The sequence below is a fragment of the Streptomyces sp. CT34 genome (assembly GCF_000805335.1).
In the GTDB taxonomy this organism is placed as follows: Bacteria; Actinomycetota; Actinomycetes; order Streptomycetales; family Streptomycetaceae; genus Streptomyces.
Window position 1 is genome coordinate 3,076,806 of record NZ_KN708638.1, and the last position, 23,455, is coordinate 3,100,260.

Here is a 23,455-nt window from a genome sequence, read left to right on the forward strand (position 1 = left end):
GCGGCGGGCCCCCGGGAGGCGGGGTTCCGCCGGGGGGTGGCGGGGGGCCGCCCTCGCCGCCCGGACCGGCGCCCGGCGCGGAGCCGTTGCGCGGTGCGCCGCTCGGAGCGCCGTCCGCCGGGGGCTCCGGCGGGCGCTTCAGGAACGGTTCGTTCTCCGGCGGTTCACCGGGGCCGGGCCCGGGCTGGTCGGTACTCATGGCCCGAGTCGACCCCCTGCGGACGACCGCCGCATCCGGCCACGTCCGTTCGGCGGAGCCGGGCCGCCGGGCCGGGTGACAGGCCGGGTGACGTCGGTCGGGCCGGGTGAGGGGCTCCCCGCTCGCACGGAGCGGGAACCCGGCGAAGGAAGGCGAAGGTCAGCCGGATGCCGGCCGGTCGGCGACGAAGGTGCGGGCGACCTTGTCGTGCCAGCACTGCCGCCACGGCTGGTCGAACAGGCACCAGACGACATTGATCACGCCGACGCCCAGCACCCCGAGCACGCCGTAGAGCAGCCAGCGCTTGATCGCCTGGCCGAGCTCCGGGGTGTCGTGGCTCTCGATGTCCAACACCCTTACGCCGCACAGCTTCTTGCCCAGCGAGCGGCCCCACTTGAGGGTCGGCAGGATCTCCAGGAGACCGCCGCCGATCAGGAAGACGGCCAGGATCGTGAGGAAGACCGGGGCGGTGGTGCCGTCGATCAGATACACCGTCACCGTCTGGCCGGACTGCTTGGCCGCCTCGACCTTGGCGTGGATGTGGTCGGTGACCGTGGACCACATGGGCAGCGCCACCGCCAGGGTGAGCACGGCCAGCACCAGGGTGTCGACCAGCCGGGCCGCGAACCGGCGGCCGAGGGGCGCCGGGTGGCCCTGCTGCGCCTGCGCCGCGGCGAAGAAGACGTCCGAGGACGGCGGCTTCCAGGGGATCACCCCGTCGTCGCCGGGAGCACCGGCACCCGGACCGCTCTGCGGCGGGAAGCCGGCGGACGGCGCGGCCGGGGACTGCTGGGCGGGCGACTGCTGCACGGGCGACTGCTGGGCCGCGGGCCGGTCGGGGGTACCGACGGACGGCAGCGACTGGGGCGTACCACCGGCGGGCGGCGCGGAGTTGGGCTGCCCCTTGGACGGGAGCCGGAAGGCCATCGTCTCGCTCTTGGCGGCGGGCTTGCCGCCGGCGTCCGGCCGTACGGCGCGGAACGCGGTGGTGCCCTGGTCGCCGGACGGCTGGCCGGCACCGGGCCGCACCGCGCGGATGGCGGTGGTGCCCTGGTCGCCGGAGCGGGGGCGGGCCCCCGGGTTGACGGCGCGGATGGCGACCGTCCCGTCGGCGGGAGCGTCGGGCGTGCGCGGCGCGTCCGGGGCCGGGTTGGCGGACGGCGGGGTGCCGGGGCCTTCACCGGGCGCGCCCTCGCCGGTGTCGGCCCCGCGCTGCGGCGGGGGGGGGGCCCAGGAGGCGCCGCCGGCCGGCGTCCCGGCCGGGGCCTGGTCGGGCGAGCCCCAGGAGACCCGGCCGTCCTCGCCGAAACCGCTCTGCCGGGAGGCATCGGCGTGCCAGGAGGCGGCCGGTTCCGGGCCGGAGCCGTGCAGCCGGGCCGGGTCGTCCCAGGCGGGGCCGGGGGCCTCGACCTCGCCGCGGGGACGCACCACCGAGGTCGCGGCGCCGCTCTCCGGGTCCGCCTCGTCCAGGAAGACCGGGCCGGTCTCCTCGACGGAGGCCGGCGCGGGGGTCGGGGCCGGGGTCGCGCCGGGCGGCGGTGCGGGCATCGCCTCGCCCTCGGCCGGGGCCGGGCGGCTGGTGCCCGGCACCCATGCGGCACCGTTCCAGTACCGGATGTAGCCGGGGATGGACGGGTCCGGGTAGAAGCCTGGCGTGGGGCTGCCGCCGGCGGATCCTGAGGTAGGGGCGCTCATGTCCGAAGTCCCGTATCTGTTCTCGGCCTGGTGGGTGTCGGGGTGCAGTCTGCCGCAACGCGGCGTCCACATCTATCAGACCCCGGCTCGCACGGGTGCCCGTGCCCGGTCCCACCACCTGGAAGAGACCCCGGAAAAAAGTTGTACGAACTCGTGTAAGGGTTCGGCGCCCACCGCCTCTCTCCTGTGGCGGGCCCGCTGACGGGTCGCGCACAGGGAATTGGAGAGAGGCGGAACCTATGCACACCGTGGTGGAACGAGAGCTGGAACTGGGCATGGTGCTGTCGCCGGAGCGGAGAATTCCGGTGCCCGCGCGGCTGACCTACCGGACGGACGACCCCTATGCCGTCCATGTCACCTTCCATGTCGGTTCGGACTCCCCCGTCAACTGGACGTTCGCCCGCGAACTGCTCGTCGAGGGCGTCTTCCGGCCGACCGGCGAGGGCGACGTACGGGTCTGGCCGACGAAGCTGGACGGCCGCACTCTGGTCTGCATGGCGCTGGCCTCCCCGGACGGCGACGCGCTGCTGGAGGCACCGGCCGCGGCGGTCTCGGCGTGGCTGGAGCGCACCCTGCGGATCGTGCCGCCGGGGTCCGAGCACACGCACCTGGGCCTCGACAAAGGGCTGAGCGAACTGCTCGCGCTGGCCTCGCGGGACGATGCCCGGCCGGACGCGCCGTGGCCGTCGGACGAGTCCCCGGAGCCCGGGGCGTAAGGGGGTGCCGGTCCGCGCCTTACGCCCCCGTTCACGCCGCTTACGCCCCCGTTCAGTCGCCGCGGTACGCCTCCAGCAGGCGCAGCCAGACCTCGCTGATCGTCGGGTAGGCGGGCACCGCGTGCCAGAGGCGTTCGACGGGGACCTCCCCGGCGACCGCGACGGTGGCGGAGTGCAGCAGTTCACCGACGCCGGGCCCGACGAAGGTGGCCCCGAGCAGCACCTCGCGGCTCAGGTCGACGACGATCCGGGCCCGGCCGCGGTAGCCCTCGGCGTACAGGGACGCGCCGGCCACCGCGCCCAGGTCCTGGTCGACGACGCGGATGCGGTACCCGGCGCGTTCCGCCTCGGCGGCGCTCAGTCCCACCGCGGCGGCCTCGGGGTCGCTGAAGACGACCTGCGGGACGGCGTCGGTGTCGGCGGTGGCGGAGTGTGCGCCCCAGCGGTCGGTCTCCAGGAGGGGGACGCCACGGGCGCGCGCGGCGATCGCGGCGCCGGCGATCCGGGCCTGGTACTTGCCCTGATGGGTGAGGAGGGCACGGTGGTTGACGTCGCCGACGCCGTAGAGCCAGCCGTCGTCCACGGCCTTGACCCGGCAGCTGTCGTCGACGTCCAGCCAGCTGCCGGGCGCGAGGCCGACCGTCTCCAGTCCCAGGTCGTCGGTGCGCGGGGCGCGCCCGGTGGCGATCAGCAGCTCGTCCGCGACGATCTCGCCCTCTTCCCCGCCGTCCAGCACGACGGTGACCGGCCCGCCCGGCGCCTCCCGCCGCACCTCGCGCACCTCGACCCCGGTACGGAGGAACACCCCCGCCTCGGCCAGGGATTCGGCGACCAGGTGCCCGGCGAACGGCTCCATACGGGGCAGCAGCCCGTCACCGCGGACCAGCAGTGTCACGGAGGAACCCAGCGCCCGCCAGGCGGTCGCCATCTCGACGCCCACCACCCCGCCGCCGACGATCACCAGCCGGCCCGGGACGGTCTGCGCGCTGGTGGCGTCCCGGCTGACCCACGGCTTCGCCTCGGCCAGGCCGGGGATACCGGGCAGCATCGGGCGGCTGCCGGTACACACCGCGACCGCGTGCCGGGCGGTCAGCGTCCGCCCGCCGTCGACCGTCACCCGACGTGGCCCGGCCAGCCGCCCGTGCCCCCGTACGAGGTCGACGCCGACCGAGTCCAGCCAGCGGACCTGCCCGTCGTCCTTCCAGTACGAGGCGAACGCGTCGCGGTGGGCGAGCACCGCGGGCGGATCCAGCGGCCCGCCGACCGCCTCGGCCAGACCGGGCACCCGGCGCGCCTCGGAGCGGGCGGTGACCGGCCGGAGCAGGGCCTTGCTGGGCATGCAGGCCCAGTAGGAGCATTCGCCGCCGAGCAGTTCGCTCTCCACGAGGACCGCGCTCAGCCCGGCGGCGTGCACCCGTTCGGCCACGTTCTCGCCGGTGGGCCCGCCGCCCAGCACGATCACGTCGTAGCACTCGTCGCACTCGTCATCGGTCCCGGCGGCCCGGTCCGGCCCCGTCGCTTCGCTCGCTGCCATCGGCGCTCACTCCCCTGCTGGGCATGAGGTGGGCCGGGGCGCGCTGCCCCGAGGCCCTGTCCCGCCATCCTCTGCCCGCGGCGCGCTCAGCGCATCCGGCGGTCGACCGCTTCCTTCGCCTCGGCGAGACCGGCGCCGGTGATCTCCCGGTACAGCTTGATCGCCTGGATCTGCTTGCCCTGCGCCAGCAGCTCGTCGAGCTGCGCCATACGGGGGCCCTGCGGCGCCTCCACACCGGCGTGCTTCAGCAGCCGGTCCACCTTCTCCTCCAGCCGCGCCAGACGCCGCTCCAGCGGTTTGTTGCGGCCGGAGGTAACGGTGGAGCCGACCACGGCGGCGGCAAGCACGAAAACGGCAAGGGGAGTGAGCGTGTCCATGCCGGGAATCCTATGGCCCGCGACGGCCGGCCACGCGCCGACGTCAGGTGGTCCAGGTGGTCAACGCGCCGCTCTTGACGGCGGCGAGGAAGGAGGCCCAGCCGGCCTGCGGGAAGGCGATCGCCGGGCCGTGCGGGACCTTGCTGTCACGGACGGGGACGACGCGGGGGATACCGGGGGCCACTTCGACGCAGTTGCCGCCGTCGCGGTCGCTGTAGCTGCTCCTGATCCACGCCGCGGAGTTGAACTCGTGCGCATCCATGGTGCCGGTGTCCTTCCCTCTGGAGTGGAGCGACCGCGTACCGACCTCAGGCGGTCAACTGCCCGCCCTTGACGGCGGCGACCAAGGAGGCCCAGCCGGCCGCCGGAACCATCAGCGCGGGGCCGCCTGGGTCCTTCGAGTCACGGACGGGGACGACGCCGGGGAAACCGGGGGCCACCTCTACGCAGTTGCCGCCGTTGTCTCCGCTGTAGCTGCTCCTGATCCACGTCGCAGAGTTGAACTCGTGCCTGTCCACGGTGTCCGTACCCTTCCATCGCTTCTTCGATCAGAGCGGCAGACTCATGGGCTGACAGTGCGTCGGCCCTGAGGACATCATAAGTCTGGCCGTGGCGGGCGTAGACGGCCGGATCGTCGTTGAAATGTCCACGGTCCAGCGATTCCGAGTAGACCCAGTCATGCCCGTCAGGCAGCGTGATCAACGACATGGACGTGTTGGGGCGCACGAGCCCGGCGCGACCTGAAGGGGCGATCTGCACCCGGACGTTGGGCCGTTCCCCTACGGCCAGTAGATGTACGCACTGGCCGTACATGGTCTCCGGCCCCCCCACGACATTGCGCAGGCAGCTCTCGTCCAGCACGACGACGTAGAGGGGGCCGTCCGGGGCGAGAAACCGTTGCTGTCGACTCAGTCGCGCCCTGACGCGCTCCGTCACTTCGTCGCCTGTCGTGACGCGGGAGAACAGCGCATGCGCATACTCCTCCGTCTGCAACAGACCTGGCATGACTTGGGTCTGGTACTCCCGCAGGGCAACCGCCATCGCGTCCATGTCGGCACGACGCTGGAACCAATCAGGGTGCGCGACCTCGGGGTACCAGTCGATCCGACCCCACAGCCTTTTCAACACCCCACCAGTTCCCAGTAGTTCGTCGCACTTCTCGGCGTAGGTCTCGTGCGGAACCCGCGTTCCCCGCTCGACCCTTGCCACATGCGACCGGTCGCACGGAATCTTCCTCGCCAGTTCCTCCTGGGTGAGTCCCGCCGCCTCCCGGAAGTGCTTCAGCACCTCCCCGAACACGGCGGCGTTGGTGGCTGCCGTTCCCCCTGTGGCATTGCGTCGGCTCACGCATCCCCCTTTGTGACAGTCGATGAGTGGCACGCGTCATGCATTGCACCCCGGCACTCCGCAGAGCAACGCTGTACCCACCCAACGTAATGGGCCCAGGGCGGAGCCATCCGCCATTCACAGAAGACCCCCGCGACCGAGCGACCGGTCCGGGGGCGTGGCCATCAACCGCAACGGAGTTGACGACGTGATGCACCGTATCGCGAGCCTGTTCCTGCCGCTGCTGCGGCTGTTATTTCCGGCCCCCGGACGGCACCGGGCACCCATCCCGCCGCCCTTCGCCGCGTACCGCCGAGGCACACCGACGGCACGTGCGCTGCCCACCGCCACCCTCCGTCCGCCGGTGCTCCTGCGGAGCGCGGAGAGCCCCCTCCTCCGTCCATACGTCCTCACCGAAACGGAGCGCCGGGAGCGGCGGTTGCGACCCGGACGACGCCGCGCCCTGTGGCTGGCCGTGCACGGTGTCGACATCTGCCCCCACCACACCCACCGAGCGGAGGTGTGCGCCGCATGACGGGTCACACGAACAACGTCCCGCGGCTGCTCCCCTGGGCGAGTCCGGAAGGAAAGCCGTGCTTTCTCCTCCCCGGGGACGGGACCGGGTACGTCTCCCGGCTCGCCGACCGGGTGGAGACGGAGCAGCTCGGCCTGGCCGCCGTACTCATCGAGGAGGCGCGGAAGCTGCTGCACGGACGGGCCTGGACGTCCGGTGAACTGCACCTACTTGCAGTCGAGTTGACCGAATCGCTCGACACCGTGCGACGGGTCGCGGAGAGCCGCGGCGCACGTCTGCCCGTAGCCGGCGACGACATCGACGGCGAGATCGACGGCGACGCGGACGGCGGCGACATGCAGCGCGCCAGCGCGAACCCCGGCTCACCGGTCACCCGGTGAACCGGTGTGGCGCCCCCCGACGGGAAGCAGCGCGACGACGGCACGGCGGCGCGACAGCCGGATGCCGGCCCCGTCCCGCCCCGTCCGCCCCCGTACGCGGGGTGCCGCCTCCGGGCGGTGAGGGACGCCACGGCAGCCAACCGCCCCCGTCGGCCTACGGATTGCCCGGGGGAACCTGGTAGGAACCGGTCCGGTAGCGGCTGCGGAATTCGGCCAGCAGCTCATCGGTCACTTCGGCCCCGGCGCTCACCGCGGCGTGGACGTCACGGAAGTAGTTCTCGTAGCCGGCGGGAGTGTAGAGACACAGGGCGCGTGCGAGGACCGAGCCCGCATTGCGGAAGCCGTGCGGGGTGCCACGGGTCGCGGCGAGCAGATCCCCGGGGCCGGCCGTTACCTCGCCGTCCCCGGTGTGGAGCGTCAACTCTCCCTCAAGGACGTAGAAGTACTCGTCGTGCCCCTCGTGCACGTGCGGTCTGGCACCCATCACTCCCGGGGCGAGACTGAACTCCTCGAAGGCGAAGTGCCCGCCCGTGTGCTCGCCGGTCAACCGGAAGAAGTGCGCGACACCGGCGACGTCTATGAGCTCACCGTCCCGGGGGCGACGCAGCAGCGGACGGGCGGGAATTCGGGACTGGTCATCGGTCATGGGGGCATTGTGACCCCGGGGGGTGCCGGACGGGCGGGAGAGCCACCAAGGGTGACCAACGGCATCCTCGTCCGTCGGCGGACCGGCGTCCCGCCGGGGAGACGTGCCCACGCGGTTCGGGCGGTGGACCGCCGGTCCCCCTGACCCGTCGGACGGCCCCTGGAACCTAGAACAACTTCCCCGGATTAAGAATCCCCAGCGGGTCGAAGACCTGCTTGATGCCGCGGTGCAACGCGATGCCGTCCGGGCCCAGTTCGCGGGCGAGCCAGTCCTTCTTGAGGACGCCCACGCCGTGTTCGCCGGTGATGGTGCCGCCCAGGCGAAGGCCGAGGGCCATGATCTCGTCGAAGGACTCGCGGGCGCGCCGTTCCTCATCGGGGTCGGCGGGGTCGAAGCAGACCAGGGGGTGGGTGTTGCCGTCGCCGGCGTGGGCGCAGACGCCGATGGTCAGGTCGTACTTCTCGGCGATGGCGGTGGTGCCGTCGAGCATGGCGGCGAGCTGGGAGCGCGGTACGCAGACGTCGTCGATGAGCATCGCGGGCTTGATCCGCTCCAGGGCGGTGAAGGTCAACCGGCGGGCCTGGAGGAGGAGTTCGGACTCCGCGGGGTCCTCGGCGGGGACTACCTGGGTGGCGCCGGCCGCCTCGCACAGGGCGCCGACGGCGGCGAGGTCGGCGGCCGGGTCCGGGGTGTCGAAGGCGGCCAGCAGCAGTACCTCGGTGGTCTCCGGCAGCCCCATCTGCGCCATGGCGTTGACCGCGCGGATGCTGGTGCGGTCCATCAGCTCCAGGAGGGAGGGGGTGTGGCCGCCGGCCATGATGGCGCAGACCGCCTCGCCGGCGGCGGAGACGGAGGCGAACTCGGCGACCATGGCGAGCTGTTGGGGCGGGGTGGGCCGCAAGGCCAGGGTGGCGCGGACGACGACGCCGAGGCTGCCCTCGGAGCCGACGAAGAGGCGGGTCAGGTCGTAGCCGGCGACGCCCTTGGCGGTGCGGCGGCCGGTGGTGATCAGCCGGCCGTCGGCGAGGACGACGTCCAGACCGAGGACGTACTCGGCGGTGACCCCGTATTTCACGCAGCACAGGCCGCCGGCCGCGGTGCCGATGTTGCCGCCGATGGTGCACATCTCCCAGCTGGAGGGGTCCGGCGGGTAGTACAGGCCGTGCTCGGCCACGGCGCGGGAGAGGACGGCGTTGACGACGCCGGGCTCGACGACCGCTATCCGGTCGACGGGGTTGATCTCCAGGATGCGGTCCATCTTGACGAGGGAGAGGACGACGCAGCCGTCGGTGGCGTTGGCGGCGCCGGAGACGCCGGTGCGGGCGCCCTGCGGGACGACCGGGACGCGCAGCGCGGTCGCGGTGCGCATCACGTGCTGGACCTGTTCGACGGTGCGCGGCAGGACGACGGCGGCGGGCGCGCCGGCCGCGCAGAAGTTGGCGGTGTCCCGGGCGTAGGAGGCGGTGACGTCGGGGTCGGTGAGCAAGGCTTCGTCGGGGAGCCCGGTGCGCAGGCGTTCGATGAGGTCCATGTGCTCAGCGTCGCATCCGTGGGCCGTACACGGAAGATCGTGTACGGCCCACGGAGCGGGCCGGCCCGGCGGCGGGACGGCGCCGCCCGGAGCCGGGTCAGAGGTTGCCGCGCCGGTCCTGCTCGCGCTCGATGGCCTCGAAGAGCGCCTTGAAGTTGCCCTTGCCGAAGCCGAGGGAGCCGTGCCGCTCGATCATCTCGAAGAAGACGGTCGGGCGGTCCTGGACCGGCTTGGTGAAGATCTGGAGCAGGTAGCCGTCCTCGTCGCGGTCGGCGAGGATCTTCAGCTCGCGCAGCTCGTCGAGGGGGACGCGGGTCTCGCCGACCCACTCGCCGAGGGTGTCGTAGTACGAGTCGGGCACGTCGAGGAACTCCACGCCCGCCGCCCGCATCTGACGGACCGTCGAGACGATGTCGTTGGTGGCCAGCGCGATGTGCTGGACGCCGGGGCCGCCGTAGAACTCCAGGTACTCGTCGATCTGCGACTTCTTCTTGGCGATGGCGGGCTCGTTGATCGGGAACTTGACCTTCTTGGTGCCGTCCGCGACCACCTTGGACATCAGGGCGGAGTACTCGGTGGCGATGTCGTCGCCGACGAACTCCTTCATGTTGGTGAAGCCCATGACCTTGTTGTAGAAGGCGACCCACTCGTTCATCCGGCCGAGCTCGACATTGCCGACGCAGTGGTCGATCGTGTGGAAGAAGCGCTTCGCCGGAGGGGCGACGACCGGGTCGGCGGCGACGTAACCCGGCAGGTACGGGCCGTCGTAGCCGGAGCGCTCGACGAGGGTGTGCCGGGTCCGGCCATAGGTGGCGATCGCGGCCCGCACGACGGTGCCGTGCTCGTCCTTGGTCTCGTACGGCTCCGTAAGGCCCCGCGCGCCGTGCTCGACGGCGTAGGCGTACGCGGCGCGGGCGTCCGGTACCTCGATGGCGAGGTCGACGACGCCGTCGCCGTGCGCCGCCACATGGTCCGCGAGGAAGCGGCCCCAGTCGGTGGTGGGCTTGACGACGGAGGTGAACACGAACCGGGCACCGCCGGATTCGAGCACGTAACTGGCCGTCTCGCGGCTGCCGTTCTCCGGTCCGCGGTAGGCGACGCGCTTCATGCCGAAGGCGGTGGAGTAGTAGTGCGCGGCCTGCTTGGCGTTGCCGACGGCGAAGACGACCGCGTCCATCCCCTTGACCGGGAAGGGGTCCGCCTGCCGGGCCGTGCCGGGGATGGTGGGCTGGGTGTGCATCGTGGTGTCTGCCATGGCCGCAGAGTCCCTCCGATCCGCAAGGTGCGCAATACTTTGTGTATTGGCTGGGCATTATGCATAGCGATCGGGCGGTAGCACCGGGCGATCTGCACATGATGACCATCGAAATCGGAGGCTGCGGCCATGGCGATCGATCATTTGGACGGGGCCCTGCTGGAGCTGCTCGCCCGGGAGCCGCGGATCGGCGTCCTGGAGGCGTCCCGGCGGCTGGGGGTGGCCCGCGGGACGGTGCAGGCGCGGCTGGACCGCCTTCAGTCGAATGGAGTGATCAGGGGCTTCGGGCCGGACGTGGACCCGGCGGCGCTGGGCTATCCGGTGACCGCGTTCGCGACGCTGGAGATCAAACAGGGCCAGGGCAGCGCCATCCGGGCCCACTTGGCGACCGTACCGGAAGTACTGGAGCTGCATACAACGACGGGACACGGGGACATGCTCTGCAGGCTCGTAGCGCGCTCGAACGCCGATCTGCAGCGGGTGATCGACCGGGTTGTGGGCTTTGATGGCATCGTGCGGGCTTCGACGGCGATTGTGATGGAAAATCCCGTTCCGCTGCGGATCATCCCGCTGGTGCAGCAGGCGGCGGGGGACTGAGCGGCGGCGGGCGGCGACCGGGCGCGGCGGGCGGGCCGGAGCGGGGCGAGCGACCGAGGAGGCGACGGGTGAGCTTCTGGGAGTACGTCGGCAGCCGGCACGTCCAGCTGCTGACGGACACGTATCAGCACGCCAGCGCGGTCTTCCAGTGCATGGTGATCGCGACCGTGCTGGGCGTGGCCATCGGTGTCGCCACCTACCGCAGCGAATGGGCCGGCGCGCTCGCCACCACCGCCACCGCCACGATCCTGACCATCCCGTCGCTGGCCCTGATCGGTCTGCTGATCCCGATCGTCGGCCTCGGCGTCGCGCCGACCGTCGTCGCGCTGACGCTGTACGGACTGCTGCCGGTCGTCCGGAACGCCATCGTGGGGCTGCGCGGGGTGGATCCGGCGCTGGTCGACGCGGCCAAGGGCATCGGGATGTCCCGCGCCGCCCGGCTCTTCCGCGTCGAACTCCCGCTGGCCTGGCCGCCGATCCTCACCGGCATCCGGGTCGCCACGCAGATGCTGATGGGCATCGCGGCCATCGCCGCGTTCGCCTCCGGCCCCGGCCTCGGCAACGAGATCTTCCGCGGCATCGCCTCGCTGGGCAGCGCCAACTCGCTCAACCAGGTGCTCTCCGGAACGCTCGGGATCGCCGTCCTCGCCCTCCTCTTCGACGCCGCCTACGTCCTGATCGGACGCCTGACCATCCCCAGGGGGATCCGTGCCTGAGTCGTACGGGAACGGCAGCACCACGGAACCCGCGGCACCGGCGCCGAAGCCGGCCACCGCGGGCGCCGGCATCCGGCTGGAGAACCTCACCAAGGTCTATCCGGGCACCGCGGGGCCGGCCGTCGACAACGTCACCCTGGACATCAGGGCCGGCGAGACGGTGATCTTCGTCGGGCCGTCCGGCTGCGGGAAGTCCACCACGCTCAAGATGATCAACCGGCTGATCGAGCCGACCTCCGGGCGGATCCGGATCGGCGACGAGGACGTCACCGACATCGACCCGGTCAAGCTGCGCCGCAAGGTCGGCTACGCGATCCAGGCGTCCGGCCTGTTCCCGCACATGACGGTCGCGCAGAACATCGCCCTGGTACCGAAGATGATCGGCTGGTCCGCGGCGCGGACGAAGAAGCGGGTCGAGGAGATGCTCGACCTGGTCGGCCTGGACCCCGGAGAGTTCCACGGGCGCTACCCGCGGCAGCTCTCCGGCGGGCAGCAGCAGCGCGTCGGGGTGGCCCGGGCGCTGGCCGCCGACCCGCCGGTGCTGCTGATGGACGAGCCGTTCGGCGCGGTCGACCCGATCACCCGCGACCACCTCCAGGACGAACTGATCCGGCTCCAGCACGAGCTGCACAAGACCATCGTCTTCGTCACCCATGACTTCGACGAGGCGATCAAGCTCGGCGACCGGATCGCGGTGCTCCGCGAGCGCTCGCACATCGCCCAGTTCGACACCCCCGAGGCGATCCTCACCAACCCGGCGGACGACTTCGTCTCCGGGTTCGTGGGCGCCGGGGCGGCGCTCAAGCGGCTGAACCTGACCCGGGTCCGGGACGTGGGCGTCGTCGACTTCCCCACCGCCCGGATCGACGACCCGCTCCAGTCGATCTTCGATCTGCTGCGCGACGGCACCACCAACGAACTGCTGCTGCTGGACCGGCACAGCCGCCCGTACAAGTGGCTGCGCCGCGGCGACCTCTCGCGGGCCAAGCAGTCGCTGGCGCGGGCCGGGACCCTGGTCGCCGACACGGTCACCCGGGACGCGACGCTGCGGGACGCGCTGGAGGCGGTGCTGACCGACAACGCGGGCCGGGTCGCGGTCACCGGGCGGCGCGGCGAGTACATCGGTGTGGTCGACATGGAGACGCTGATGAACAACGTCCATGAACTGCTGGAGGCGGACCGCCTGGAGGCCATGGAGCACCAGCACGAGCTCCAGCTCCAGCGCGCCCACCGCACCCAGCTCGCCCAGGAGGGCCTCAACGGCGCGGGCGGGCCCGAGGGCGGCGCGGGAGGCCGGGCATGACGGCGGGCGCCGGCGGCGGGGCCCGCCGGGAGCCACCGCGGGGCGGCGAGCGGCCCGCGATGGCGCTGCCCGACAAGGAGGAGGCGGCGGACCGCGAGCTGGCGGCCGGAGAGACGCCCGCACCCTCGGCGGCCGGTGGGGAGCGCCGGATCAGCTGGCAGAAGTGGACGTTCATGCCGTCCTTCCTCGTCCTCGCGCTGCTCGCCACCTGGCTGTGGTTCCGCGGCGCCGGGCTGGACTCCATCGCCCACCAGGCGGTCGACCACGGCAAGGTGTGGCTGGCGCTGCGCCAGCACATCCAACTCACCGCCGTCTCCACCTTCTTCGTCCTGGTCATCGCGATCCCGCTGGGCATCGCGCTGACCCGGGCCCGGCTGCGCCGGCTCACGCCGTTCGCGATGGCCTTCGCCAACCTGGGGCAGGCGGTGCCGGCGCTGGGCCTGCTGGTGCTGCTGGTCATCTGGCTGGGCATCGGGGCCCGTTCGGCGATCGTGGGCATGGTGATCTACGCCGTGCTGCCGGTGCTGGCCAACACCATCGCCGGGCTGCGCGGGATCGACCCGACGCTGACCGAGGCCGCCCGGGGCATCGGGATGTCCCCCATGGGCGTCCTGGGCCGGGTCGAACTCCCGCTGGCCGTACCGCTGATCCTGGCCGGGGTGCGGACCGCGCTGGTGCTGAACGTGGGCACCGCGACGCTGGCCACCTTCGGCGGGGGCGGCGGGCTGGGCGACCTGATCTCGGCGGGCATCATCACCCAGCGGATGCCGGTACTCGTCCTCGGGTCGGTACTGACCGTGGCGCTGGCACTGCTCGTCGAATGGCTGGCGTCGCTGGCCGAGCTGCTGCTGCGGCCCCGCGGGCTGGAGGTGACGGCCTGATGGCGCGCCGCGGTGCCCGCCGGCGGGGGCGCGCCCTGGCGCCGGTCTGCGCGCTACTGCTGGCGCTGGCCGCGCCGGCCGGCTGCGGACTGGTCAGCGGCAGCCCGATGTCCGACGACGTCAAACCCGGTACGGTCGGCCGGGGCCTGCCCCTCAAGGACGCCCAACTCACCGTCACCTCCAAGGAGTTCACCGAACAGATCATCCTCGGCCAGATCATGGGCCTGGTCTTCAAGGCGGCCGGCGCCACGGTCGTCGACAAGACCAACATCCAGGGCACCATCGGCGCCCGCGAGGCGGTGCGCACCGGCACCGCGGACGGCATGTACGAGTACACCGGCACCGGCTGGATCACCCACCTCGGTCACACCAGGCCGATCCCCGACGTGCAGAAGCAGTGGGAGGCCGTACGGGACGCGGACCGGAGGAACGGCATCGTGTGGCTGCCGCAGTCGCGGCTCAACAACACCTACGCGCTGGCGCTGAACGCCGCCCACGACCGGAAGTACCGGGTCCGTACCCTCTCCGACGTCGCCGCGCTGCTGAAGCGGGACCCGGGCGCGGTCACCCTGTGCGTGGAGAACGAGTTCGCCACCCGCAACGACGGGCTGCCCGGCATGGCGCGGGCGTACGGCATGAACATCCCGTCCGGCAACATCCGCAAGATGACCGGCGGCGTGGTCTACACCGAGGCGTCCCAGGGGAAGTCCTGCACCTTCGGCGAGGTCTTCACCACCGACGGGCGGATCAAGGTGATGGGCCTGACCGTGCTCGACGACGACAAGCACTTCTTCCCGAACTACAACGCGGCGCCGGAGATCAACGCCAGGACGCTGGCGAAGTACCCGCAGATCGCCGGGGTACTGGCGCCGGTGACCCGGGCGCTGGACAACACCGTCGCCCAGTCGCTCAACCGCAAGGTCGACGTGGAGGGCAGGGACCCGCACGACGTCGCCAAGAAGTGGCTGGTCGACGAGGGGTTCATCAAGGAGGGCTGAGGACCGGGGAGAGCTGAGGACCGGGGCGGGGTGAGGATCAGGGAGGCGTAGGGGTCAGGGAGGGCTGCGGGCCGTCCGGGGCGCCGGTCAGCAGGTGGGGACGGCGCCGCCGGTGCGGAGCGCCTTGAGGGCGTCGACCGCGCCGCCGAGCGTGGTGACGGGGATCAGCCGCATACCGCGCGGGAGTTCGGCGCGGGCGTCGGTGCACTCCTGGCGGGGCACGAGGAAGACCGTGGCGCCGTCGCGGTGCGCGGCCTGGGTCTTGAGCGGCACGCCGCCGACCGCGCCGACCGACCCGCCGGCGTCGATGGTGCCGGTCCCGGCGACGGTCCGGCCGCCGGTCAGGTCGTGCCCGGCGCCGTCGCCGTCGATCTTGTCGATGATCCCGAGGGCGAACATCAGGCCGGCGCTGGGCCCGCCGACGTCCGCCAGGCTCAGGGCGACCTTGACGTCCTTCGGCGACTTGTGGAGCTGCCCGAGGGCCGCGCGGGTGGCGCTGTCCTGGGACTGCTTCATCTGCTCCGCGTTGTGCTCGGCGATCTCCTCGGTGTTGTTGCCCACCGGGTAGACCGACTGGCGCGGCATCACGGCCTGGTCCGTGCGGAACCACGCGGTGACGAGGTCCGGCAGGTGGACGGAGGCGTCCGGGCCGGTGGCGGTGATGGAGGTCATCCGCAGCTGCCCGCTGGTGGCGCGGGTGCCGGCGCCGGAGATGGTGATCACCGGCTTGCCCTTGTCGTCGCCGAGGACATTGGCCGTGATACCCGGATACGCGACCGAGTACGGCAGCGGTGCGAGCGCCGCGGTGACGAGGACGGCGAGGACGAGGGCGGCGCAGATCAGCAGGGCGCGGGCGCGTGAGGACACCCCGCCAGCCTAAATGACCCTCGCCCCACCGGCCCCGCGCACACCGCAGTGCCACAGGGTCGCCACACGGGGTACCCCTGGTCGCCACCCGGGGCGGGGTGCCGTACGGGTCGACTTACGGGGCATGCCGTACGGGTCGGCTTACGGGCAGGTCCGCCGCAGGCCTCAGCGCAGCGCGTCGGCCACTTCGCGGGCCGCCTCGACGACCCGGTGTCCGACCCGTTCGCCGACGGTGTCCGCGAGCATCACCACGCCCACACTCCCCTCGATACCGCTGACCCCGAGCAGCGGCGCCGCGGCACCGCTCGCGCCGGCCTCCAACTCCCCGTGCGTCAGGGCGAGTCCGGAATCGTGCAGCCGGCCCTGGCGGGCCTTGAGGATGGCCCGCCCGGCGGCCCCGCGGTCCAGCGGGTGGCGGAATCCGGCCCGGTAGGCGACGTGGTAGTCGGTCCAGGTCGGCTCGACGACCGCGACGGCCAGCGCCTCGGCGCCGTCGACGAGGGTGAGGTGCGCGGTGGCGCCGACGTCCTCGGCCAGCGCCCGCAGCGCGGGCAGCGCGGCCTCCCTGACCAGCGGGTGCACCTGGCGGCCCAGGCGCAGCACGCCCAGGCCGACCCTGGCCCGGCCGCCGGCGTCGCGGCGCACCAGGGCGTGCTGCTCCAGCGTCGCCAGCAGGCGGTAGACCACGGTGCGGTTGACGCCGAGCTTGTGGGAGAGCTCGGTCACGGTCAGCCCGTGGTCGGTGTCGGCGAGGAGTTTGAGGACACGAAGTCCCCGGTCGAGTGTCTGGGAGGTCTCTGCGGTCACGACGCCCCTCCTGAAGTGAGTGGCGGCGTCCGTACGCGGCGCGCTGAGGTCCCGGAGCAGCGCGCAAAGAGCCGCCGGCCGCTGGCACCGGCTGCGTCCGCGGCGGCGCTGCCACGGGGCGTGTGCGTGAGCGGGACAGTAGCGAGCCGGTCCGCTCAGCGGAAGAGTCCGTCCAGAATCCGGGCTTCCGCGCCCGGAACATCCCTGTTCATCCGCCCGGAACGCCATCCTGGCCGAAAGGTGGGCGCCTCGCCGTTACCCGGTCGTGACCCCGGCGGGGCGGAAGCACCGCCCCGCCGGGGTCCGGTCCACGGGGACCCGACGGGGGTGCTCAGCGCATCCGCGTGGCCCACTCCCGCACCTTCTTGATGCGCTCGTTGAGCTGCCCGGCCGTCGCCTCCGCGCTCGGCGGCCCGCCGCACACCCGGCGCAGCTCGGTGTGGATCACCCCGTGCGGCTTGCCGCTCTGGTGGACATAGGCGCCCACCAGCGTGTTGAGCTGCTTGCGCAGCTCCAGCAGCTCCTTGTGCGTGACCACCGGCCGCCGCTCGGCCGGCATCTCCAGCAGATCCGCCTCCGCGTCCGGCTTCTTCCGGCTGTGCGCTATCTGCCGTGCCTGCCGCTTCTGGAGCAGCATCTGCACCTGGTCGGGCTCCAGCAGGCCGGGGATGCCGAGGTAGTCCTGCTCCTCCTCGCTGCCCGCGTGCGCCTGCATGCCGAACTCGGCGCCGTCGTAGAGCACCCGGTCGAAGACCGCCTCCGACTCCAGTGCCTCGAACGAGAACTGCTCCTGCTCCCCGGTCTCCTCGTCCTGCGCCTTGTTCGCCTCGTCCATCTCCTTCTCGGACTCGGCGTACGGGTCCTCCTCGCCGTCCTTCTTCGGCTTGTCCAGGACGTGGTCGCGCTCGACCTCCATCTCGTTGGCGAAGCCGAGCAGCATCGGGACGGTGGGCAGGAAGACGGACGCGGTCTCACCGCGCTTGCGGGACCGGACGAAGCGCCCCACCGCCTGCGCGAAGAACAGCGGCGTGGAGATCGTGGTGGCGTAGACGCCGACCGCGAGCCGGGGCACGTCCACGCCCTCGGACACCATCCGGACCGCGACCATCCAGCGGTCGTCGGAGTGCGAGAAGTCGTCGATGCGCTGCGAGGCGCCCGCGTCGTCGGACAGCACGAGGGTCGCGCCCCGGCCGGTGATCTCCCGGATCAGCTTGGCGTACGCGCGGGCCTGCTCCTGGTCGGACGCGATGACCAGCGCACCGGCGTCCGGGATGCCCTTCCTGACCTCGGTCAGCCGCCGGTCGGCGGCCCGCAGCACATTGGGCATCCACTCGCCGCGCGGGTCCAGCGCGGTGCGCCACGCCTGCGAGACCGCGTCCTTGGTCATCGGCTCGCCGAGCCGCGCCGCGATCTCGTCACCGGCCTTCGTGCGCCAGCGCATGTTCCCGCTGTAGGAGAGGAAGATGACCGGCCGGACGACGCCGTCGGCGAGCGCGTTCCCGTAGCCGTAGGTGTAGTCCGCCGCCGACCGGCGGATCCCGTCGTTGCCCTCCTCGTACGCCACGAACGGGATGGGGTTGGTGTCGGACCGGAAGGGCGTACCGGTCAGCGCCAGCCGCCGGGTCGCCGGCTCGAACGCCTCCAGGCACGCCTCGCCCCACGACTTCGAGTCGCCGGCGTGGTGGATCTCGTCGAGGATGACCAGCGTCTTGCGCTGCTCGATGCGGTTGCGGTGCAGCATCGGCCGCACCCCGACACCGGCGTAGGTGATCGCGATGCCGTGGTACTCGCGGCCCAACGGCCCCGCGCTGTACTCCGGATCGAGCTTGATCCCGATCCGGGCCGCGGCCTCCGCCCACTGCTTCTTCAGGTGCTCGGTCGGTGCGACGACGGTCACCTGCTGCACGACGTGGTGGTGCAAGAGCCACGAGGCGAGGGTGAGCGCGAACGTGGTCTTGCCGGCGCCGGGCGTCGCCACGGCGAGGAAGTCTCTCGGCTGGGTCTGGATGTACCGGTCCATGGCCGCCTGCTGCCAGGCCCGCAGCTTGTTCGCGGTACCCCAGGGGGCCCGGCCCGGGAAGGCCGGGGACAGGTGATGGCTGTTGGTGGCGCTGGTGGTGGTAGTCACGGTCTCCGTCGGGCTGAACTCGGCGATCGGCAACCGCGTCAGCCTACCCGTGCGCCGCATCCCGCTCGGCGGATACCGCACGGTCCCACCCGGGGGTGGGAGCGAGGTCACATCGGCGCCGACGCCTCGCGCAGCACACGCAGCCGGGCGGCGATCTCACCGGTGTCATCGGCCGCACCGGTGGCCACATCAATGACCAGTACGTATGCCTCGTCCTGGTCGACGTCGACCATGTCAACGTCGTTGATATCGAGGAACACGACGATATCGAGGAACACGACGGCGCTCATCCACGCCATCCGCTTGCTGCCATCGATTTGTCGCCATCGATCAGCGGGGGGTTGGTGACCAGGGAATGGTGACCAGGGACTGGAGGTACCACTCACCGACGACCGGCCTTGGGACGCAGCCGGCTCGACAATGCCGCGCCGGTCGCCGCGACCACCGCCGTCCCCACGAAGACGGCCACGAACGCCACGTTCCCCAGCGCGTCCGACATCTGGCAGGGCGGAGTTGCCGCCCGCCTCCTGAGGCCGCCCCGGCACCGCCGGCGGCCGTTCGTGAACCGCGTGTTGCAGCATCGTGGCGGCCCGCCCGGAACCCTTGCCCGGCCCCCTACCGCGCGGCCTAGAGTCGGGAACGCACCGCAAACCCGGCCGTGTGCCCGAGTGGTTCAGGGGCTCGCCTGCAAAGCGAGTTACGTGGGTTCGAATCCCGCCACGGCCTCCAAGAAGACACCCGCGCGCCCGCATGGTTCAGGGGCTCGCCCGCACCGCATCGACCAGCGGGCTGCGCCCGCGGAGAGCCACGCGGATTCGATTCCCGCCACGGCCTCTTTTCGCGCGGCACGACACGGCGTGCCGCGCACGCGCTGCGGCGCAGCCACCGGAAGGCGGCCCCCACGACCGCGGGGACCGCCTTCCGGTGCGGGTGGCCCCCGGTCCTCCCGATCCCGCCGGTCCCTCCTGGCCCGCCCCGTGCCGTCCCGTACCGCATCGCTGCCCCCTCGCAGACTCGACAGTGGTCCGACGCGGCACCGCTCCACCGTCGGCGCTGCCGCATTCGCGTCTCACATCCCGCATCCAAAACCACGGTAAGTGACGCCACTGACAACGGCCGTGACGGAGGGTGCAAACGTAGGGCGGGGAACGTAGATCGGGGAACGCAGGTCAGAGAACGCAGACCGAGGAAGGCGGGTCGGAGAACGCGGGTCGCGGGCGGCCCGGCCGCGACCACCGGGCCGACCGCCCCCGGCCGCCGGTTACTGCCGCGGTGTCTGGGCCACCGCTGCCTGTGGGCGGATCGGCAGGCGGCCGATCGGGCGGCCGGTGGCGGCGCGGACCGCGGAGGCCACCGCGGCCGGTGCGGTGACGACCGGTACCGCGCTGGCGGGCTTGGCGCCGAACGGGGCGACCACATCGCGCTCCTCGACGAGCTTGACGATCCGGATGTCCGGGGCGTCCAGCGCGGTCGGCAGCGCATAGCCGGTCAGGTCCGGGTGGCGGACCTGACCGCGGGTGGTGCGCAGGTTCTCCATCAGGGCGGCGCCCAGCCCCTGGGTGACCCCGGCCTCGATACGGGCCCGCAGCTGGGCCGGGTTGAGCACCCGGCCCACATCCTGGGCCACGGTCATCTCGACGACCCGGATGGTGCCCAGTTCGATGTCGACGTCCGCGACACAGCGGATGGCGCAGAAGGCGAGCCCGACGAACGCGTCGCCCTGGCCGGTGTCGTCCAGCGGCTCGGTGGGATGCGGCCGGCACTGGGCGGTGGCCCACAGCTCCTTGCCGTCCAGCGCCTCGGCGACGGTGGTGCTGAGCACCCCGTCGTAGGAGGTGATCTTGCCGTCGGTGATCTGGAGCAGCTCGGTGGACATCCCGAACTTGTGGGCCAGCGGCTGGAGGAGCTGGGTGCGGACCATCTTCGCGGCCCGTTCGACCGCCCCGCCGGAGACCCAGGTGTGCCGCCCGTGGCAGGCCCGGCCGGCCGGCGGCTGGTCGGTGTCGACGCCCGCGACGTGCACGTCCTCGACACCCAGGGTCTCCTGGACGATCTGCCGCGCCAGGGTGGAGAACCCGGAACCGGTCTCCACGGCCGCGCAGATGACGGTGGCGACCGAGCCGCTGACCTTGACGGTGGCGGTGGACACCTCGTCGGCGCCCTCCGCGCCCAGCATGTGCACCATGCCCAGGGCGTAGCCGACACCGCGCCGCACCGCGCCGGGCTCGCCCGCGCCCTCGGGCCCGCCCGGCAGCAGCCACTCCGCCTCCGGGGTGTCCTTGGGCAGCTCGGGCAGCGGCGCCTCCTTGACGGCGCGCAGCAGTTCGGCGACCGGTGCGGGGCAGGTGACGGTCTGCCCGGTGGGGAGCAGATCGCCGGTGGCCATGATGTTGCGCAGCCGGATCTCGTCGGGCTCCAGGCCCAGTTGGGCGGCGAGCTTGTCCATCTGGCCCTCGTAGGCGGCGCAGACCTGGAGCGCCCCCTCCCCGCGCATGTGGCCGGACGGCGGGTTGTTGGTGCGCACCGCCCAGCCCTCGACGACGGCGTGCGGGACGACGTACGGGCCGCAGGCGAACGAGACGGCGGCGGCCAGCGCCTCGGCGGAGGTCTCCGCGTAGGCGCCGGCGTCCATCAGGATCTGCGCCTCGACCTTGACCAGCTTGCCCTCGGCGTCGGCGTGGTGCCGGTAGCGCAGCAGCGTGGGGTGGCGGTGGGAGTGCGCGAGGAAGGACTCCTCCCGGGTGGCGGCCAGTTTGACCGGGCAGCCCGTGCGCAGCGCCAGCAGCCCCAGGGACAGCTGGATGCCGGGGTCCTCGCGGTCGGCGGTGGCGCCGGGCACGCCGGTCACCACGACCTTGACCTGATCCGGCTCCAGCCCGAAGGAGGCGGCGGCCAGATCGCGGTCGGCGTGCGGGTCCGTGGAGGCGGTGTAGATCTCCACCCCGCCGTCGGGGCGCGGCACCGCGAGCCCGGCCTCGGCCCCGATGGGCGCCGGGTCCTGCCGGCCGATCCGGTAGAACCCCTCCACCATGACCTCGCCGACCGCCTCGGGGTCGCCGAAGCGGAGCGGGATGTGCCGGATGAGGTTGCCGTCGGGGTGCAACGGCTCGGCGTCGAAGGCGAGTTGGGGATCGGTGACGGCGTCCAGCGGCTCGTACTCGACGGCGATGGCGGCGGCGGCCAGCCGTGCCGTGTCCGGATGGTCGGCGGCCACCGCGGCGATCGGCTCACCGTGGTGGCGGACCTCGTCGTGGGCGAAGACCGGCCGGTCGGCGGTGCCCCGGCCGTACCCCTTGTCGCCGGGCACGTCCTCGTGCGTGACCACCGCGCGCACGCCCGGCATCTCGGTCGCGTACCGGGTGTCGACGGACCGGATCCGCGCGCGGGGGTGCGGGGAGCGCAGCACCGCCGCCCACAGCAGCCCCTCCGCCCACAGGTCCGCGGCGTACGGGAAGGTGCCCTCGGTCTTCGCCGGTGCGTCGGCCGACGGCAGCGAGACGCCCAGGCCGTGCGGCGGCTCCTCGACGGGGATCTGGACGCCCGCTGCGGGTGTCGCGGTGACGGCGCCCGCGCCGTCGCTCGTACCACTCATGCCGATCCCTCGCTTCGCCCGCCCCCGCGTGCGCGGGGCGCGCCCCCTTCGACAACTCTCCCCCGGTCCGCGGCCGGTGGGACCCGCATGCTGCGCTCGCTCACCCGGTACCCCCCGGCTGCGGATCCTGGTGCGGTGCGCCCTCCATCGGGTCGGCGGGTCCCGCCTGGTGGGGGATGCGCGCGGTTTCGGCCGGCGCCTCGGGGGCGGTTCCGGCGGTCTCGGCCGCCTCGGCGCGGGCCTTGACGACGTCGGCGACGGCGTCCAGGACGCCCCGGTAGCCGGAGCAGCGGCAGAGGTTGCCGCAGAGCGCCTTGCGGGTCTCCAGCTCCGTGGGGGCGTGGTTGCCCTCCAGGAGGTCGTGCACGGTCATCGCCATGCCCGGTACGCAGAAGCCGCACTGCACGGCCCCGGACGCGGCCAGGGCGCGCTGCACGTCGGAGGGCACGCCGTGCTGTGCGAGCCCCTCGACGGTGCGGACCTCGCTGCCCGCCGTGGTGGCGGCGGGCACCAGGCAGGAGGCGACCAGCCGCCCGTCCACCTGGACCGAGCAGGCCCCGCACTCCCCCTGGGAGCAGCCGTCCTTGGCGCCGGCCAGGCCGAGCCGCTCGCGCAGCACGTAGAGCAGCGACTCGCCGATCCAGGCGTCGGTGACCGGCCGGTCGACGCCGTTGACCCGCAGCACGTAGGAGATCGCGGGGTGTTCGTCGTGGGCGTCGGGCGCCTCGGGGTCGCCGGGGGCCGCGGCGGGGTGCGCCTCGGGGACCGCGAGGGCGGGTCCGGCCGGTACGGGCGCTTCGGCCGGTACAGGCGGTTCGGCCGGATCGGGGGTGTTTGCGGCATCCGCCGGGCCGGTCGGTCCGGCGGGCCCGGGGTCCGCCGCGGGGCGGGGCGCCGCGGCGGGGGCGGGCGCCGCGGCCGTCGCCTCGGCGGGCTCCCCGGGGGCGTCGGCGGCCTCGGCGGCACCGGGGGCGTCCGCGGCGTCGGCGCCGGCCGGCCCGGGGGGCGCGACGGGCGCGGGGTGCGCCACCGGCGCGGGGTGCCCGGCCGGAGCGCCGTGCCCGGCGGGCGCGTCCCCGGCCGCCGGCGCGGCGGACGCCGCGCCGGCGTCGATCATGAACTCGCCGGAGGTGTCCGGCTGTTCGCCGTCCGCCGCCGGGATCGTCCAGCCCCCGGTGGCGCCGGACGCGGGGGCGTCCGCGGCGGCCTCCTGGTGGGCGGCCGGCTCCTCCTGGGGCTGGGCCGGCGGCCACTGGGCCAGCGCGTCGGCCGGCAGCGACCAGTGCCCGGTCGCCCCGCCCGTCCCGGTGGTCGGGGTGGGCTCCGACGGATACGGGTCCGCCGCGGGGGCCGCGAACGGCTCCCCCGCGCC

22 protein-coding genes, 1 tRNA gene and 1 pseudogene are annotated in these 23,455 nt (G+C 72.8%); 8 read left to right on the forward strand and 16 right to left on the reverse strand.

Annotated features, from left to right (window positions below):
• Window positions 1-199, reverse strand: a pseudogene (locus RZ84_RS40105) (RDD family protein); the annotation flags it as partial.
• 159 nt (window positions 200-358) lie between these two features.
• On the reverse strand, window positions 359-1,894 hold the full coding sequence (locus tag RZ84_RS13485) for an RDD family protein (protein WP_043264524.1): 1,536 nt from the start codon (window positions 1,892-1,894) through the stop codon (window positions 359-361).
• Window positions 1,895-2,133: 239 nt separating this feature from the next.
• Between RZ84_RS13485 and RZ84_RS13490 the strand changes: the two genes are divergently transcribed.
• A complete protein-coding gene (locus RZ84_RS13490) occupies window positions 2,134-2,610 on the forward strand; it encodes an SsgA family sporulation/cell division regulator (protein WP_043264525.1) in 477 nt (158 codons plus the stop codon).
• A 52-nt stretch (window positions 2,611-2,662) separates the two neighbouring features.
• Here the strand turns inward: RZ84_RS13490 and RZ84_RS13495 are convergent, their stop codons facing one another.
• The 5 genes from RZ84_RS13495 to RZ84_RS13510 form a co-directional block, all read right to left on the reverse strand.
• Entirely contained in the window at window positions 2,663-4,144 is a 1,482-nt protein-coding gene (locus RZ84_RS13495) for a dihydrolipoyl dehydrogenase family protein (protein ID WP_043264526.1), read from the reverse strand.
• Between the two features lie 86 nt (window positions 4,145-4,230).
• Window positions 4,231-4,521 (reverse strand): ribosomal protein L7/L12, encoded by a 291-nt coding sequence (locus tag RZ84_RS13500; RefSeq protein ID WP_043264527.1) that lies wholly within the window; start codon window positions 4,519-4,521, stop codon window positions 4,231-4,233.
• Between the two features lie 43 nt (window positions 4,522-4,564).
• A complete protein-coding gene (locus RZ84_RS13505) occupies window positions 4,565-4,783 on the reverse strand; it encodes a DUF397 domain-containing protein (RefSeq protein WP_043264528.1) in 219 nt (72 codons plus the stop codon).
• 46 nt (window positions 4,784-4,829) lie between these two features.
• Entirely contained in the window at window positions 4,830-4,961 is a 132-nt protein-coding gene (locus RZ84_RS41045; protein ID WP_347232752.1) for a DUF397 domain-containing protein, read from the reverse strand.
• On the reverse strand, window positions 4,924-5,868 hold the full coding sequence (locus RZ84_RS13510; protein WP_078893738.1) for a helix-turn-helix domain-containing protein: 945 nt from the start codon (window positions 5,866-5,868) through the stop codon (window positions 4,924-4,926). Before RZ84_RS13510 ends, RZ84_RS41045 begins: the two co-directional genes overlap by 38 nt.
• 510 nt (window positions 5,869-6,378) lie before the next feature.
• Here RZ84_RS13510 and RZ84_RS13520 point away from each other — a divergent pair.
• On the forward strand, window positions 6,379-6,762 hold the full coding sequence (locus tag RZ84_RS13520; protein WP_052229925.1) for a hypothetical protein: 384 nt from the start codon (window positions 6,379-6,381) through the stop codon (window positions 6,760-6,762).
• 154 nt (window positions 6,763-6,916) lie between these two features.
• On the opposite strand, the gene RZ84_RS13525 is transcribed toward RZ84_RS13520, so the two are convergent.
• The 3 genes from RZ84_RS13525 to hppD form a co-directional block, all read right to left on the reverse strand.
• Window positions 6,917-7,408, reverse strand: a complete 492-nt coding sequence (locus RZ84_RS13525; RefSeq protein WP_052229926.1) for a cupin domain-containing protein — start codon at window positions 7,406-7,408, stop codon at window positions 6,917-6,919.
• Window positions 7,409-7,574: 166 nt separating this feature from the next.
• Window positions 7,575-8,939, reverse strand: coding sequence for an FAD-binding oxidoreductase (locus RZ84_RS13530; protein WP_043264530.1), 1,365 nt, complete (start codon window positions 8,937-8,939; stop codon window positions 7,575-7,577).
• Between the two features lie 97 nt (window positions 8,940-9,036).
• A complete protein-coding gene (gene hppD / locus RZ84_RS13535; RefSeq protein WP_043264531.1) occupies window positions 9,037-10,194 on the reverse strand; it encodes a 4-hydroxyphenylpyruvate dioxygenase in 1,158 nt (385 codons plus the stop codon).
• A gap of 129 nt (window positions 10,195-10,323) precedes the next feature.
• Between hppD and RZ84_RS13540 the strand changes: the two genes are divergently transcribed.
• From RZ84_RS13540 to RZ84_RS13560, 5 genes are all read left to right on the forward strand, one after another.
• Window positions 10,324-10,791 (forward strand): Lrp/AsnC family transcriptional regulator, encoded by a 468-nt coding sequence (locus RZ84_RS13540; RefSeq protein WP_043264532.1) that lies wholly within the window; start codon window positions 10,324-10,326, stop codon window positions 10,789-10,791.
• Between the two features lie 68 nt (window positions 10,792-10,859).
• Window positions 10,860-11,507: an ABC transporter permease gene (locus RZ84_RS13545; protein ID WP_043264533.1), complete on the forward strand. Its 648-nt coding sequence runs from the start codon at window positions 10,860-10,862 to the stop codon at window positions 11,505-11,507.
• 70 nt (window positions 11,508-11,577) lie between these two features.
• Complete coding sequence (locus tag RZ84_RS13550; RefSeq protein ID WP_277816900.1) at window positions 11,578-12,810, forward strand: ABC transporter ATP-binding protein; 1,233 nt, start codon at window positions 11,578-11,580, stop codon at window positions 12,808-12,810.
• Window positions 12,807-13,691, forward strand: a complete 885-nt coding sequence (locus RZ84_RS13555; RefSeq protein WP_043264535.1) for an ABC transporter permease — start codon at window positions 12,807-12,809, stop codon at window positions 13,689-13,691. The genes RZ84_RS13550 and RZ84_RS13555 overlap by 4 nt, the downstream gene beginning before the upstream one ends.
• On the forward strand, window positions 13,691-14,689 hold the full coding sequence (locus RZ84_RS13560) for a glycine betaine ABC transporter substrate-binding protein (protein WP_052229927.1): 999 nt from the start codon (window positions 13,691-13,693) through the stop codon (window positions 14,687-14,689). Before RZ84_RS13555 ends, RZ84_RS13560 begins: the two co-directional genes overlap by 1 nt.
• A gap of 87 nt (window positions 14,690-14,776) precedes the next feature.
• Here the strand turns inward: RZ84_RS13560 and RZ84_RS13565 are convergent, their stop codons facing one another.
• From RZ84_RS13565 to RZ84_RS13580, 4 genes are all read right to left on the reverse strand, one after another.
• Window positions 14,777-15,556 carry a S16 family serine protease gene (locus RZ84_RS13565; protein ID WP_043264536.1) on the reverse strand — a complete coding sequence of 260 codons (780 nt, stop codon included), beginning with the start codon at window positions 15,554-15,556 and terminating at the stop codon, window positions 14,777-14,779.
• A 165-nt stretch (window positions 15,557-15,721) separates the two neighbouring features.
• The gene (locus RZ84_RS13570) at window positions 15,722-16,363 is read right to left on the reverse strand and encodes an IclR family transcriptional regulator (protein ID WP_043264537.1); all 642 of its coding nucleotides are present in this window, start codon (window positions 16,361-16,363) and stop codon (window positions 15,722-15,724) included.
• 331 nt (window positions 16,364-16,694) lie between these two features.
• On the reverse strand, window positions 16,695-18,491 hold the full coding sequence (locus tag RZ84_RS13575; RefSeq protein WP_043269837.1) for a DEAD/DEAH box helicase: 1,797 nt from the start codon (window positions 18,489-18,491) through the stop codon (window positions 16,695-16,697).
• A 107-nt stretch (window positions 18,492-18,598) separates the two neighbouring features.
• Window positions 18,599-18,781 carry a hypothetical protein gene (locus RZ84_RS13580; protein ID WP_052229928.1) on the reverse strand — a complete coding sequence of 61 codons (183 nt, stop codon included), beginning with the start codon at window positions 18,779-18,781 and terminating at the stop codon, window positions 18,599-18,601.
• A 364-nt stretch (window positions 18,782-19,145) separates the two neighbouring features.
• Between RZ84_RS13580 and RZ84_RS13585 the strand changes: the two genes are divergently transcribed.
• Window positions 19,146-19,220 (forward strand) — tRNA-Cys (locus RZ84_RS13585).
• A 532-nt stretch (window positions 19,221-19,752) separates the two neighbouring features.
• Here RZ84_RS13585 and RZ84_RS13590 read toward each other — a convergent pair.
• The gene (locus RZ84_RS13590) at window positions 19,753-22,083 is read right to left on the reverse strand and encodes a xanthine dehydrogenase family protein molybdopterin-binding subunit (RefSeq protein WP_043264538.1); all 2,331 of its coding nucleotides are present in this window, start codon (window positions 22,081-22,083) and stop codon (window positions 19,753-19,755) included.
• Between the two features lie 100 nt (window positions 22,084-22,183).
• On the reverse strand, window positions 22,184-23,455 hold a 1,272-nt coding region (locus RZ84_RS36530; protein ID WP_157878994.1), incomplete at its 5' end, for a (2Fe-2S)-binding protein.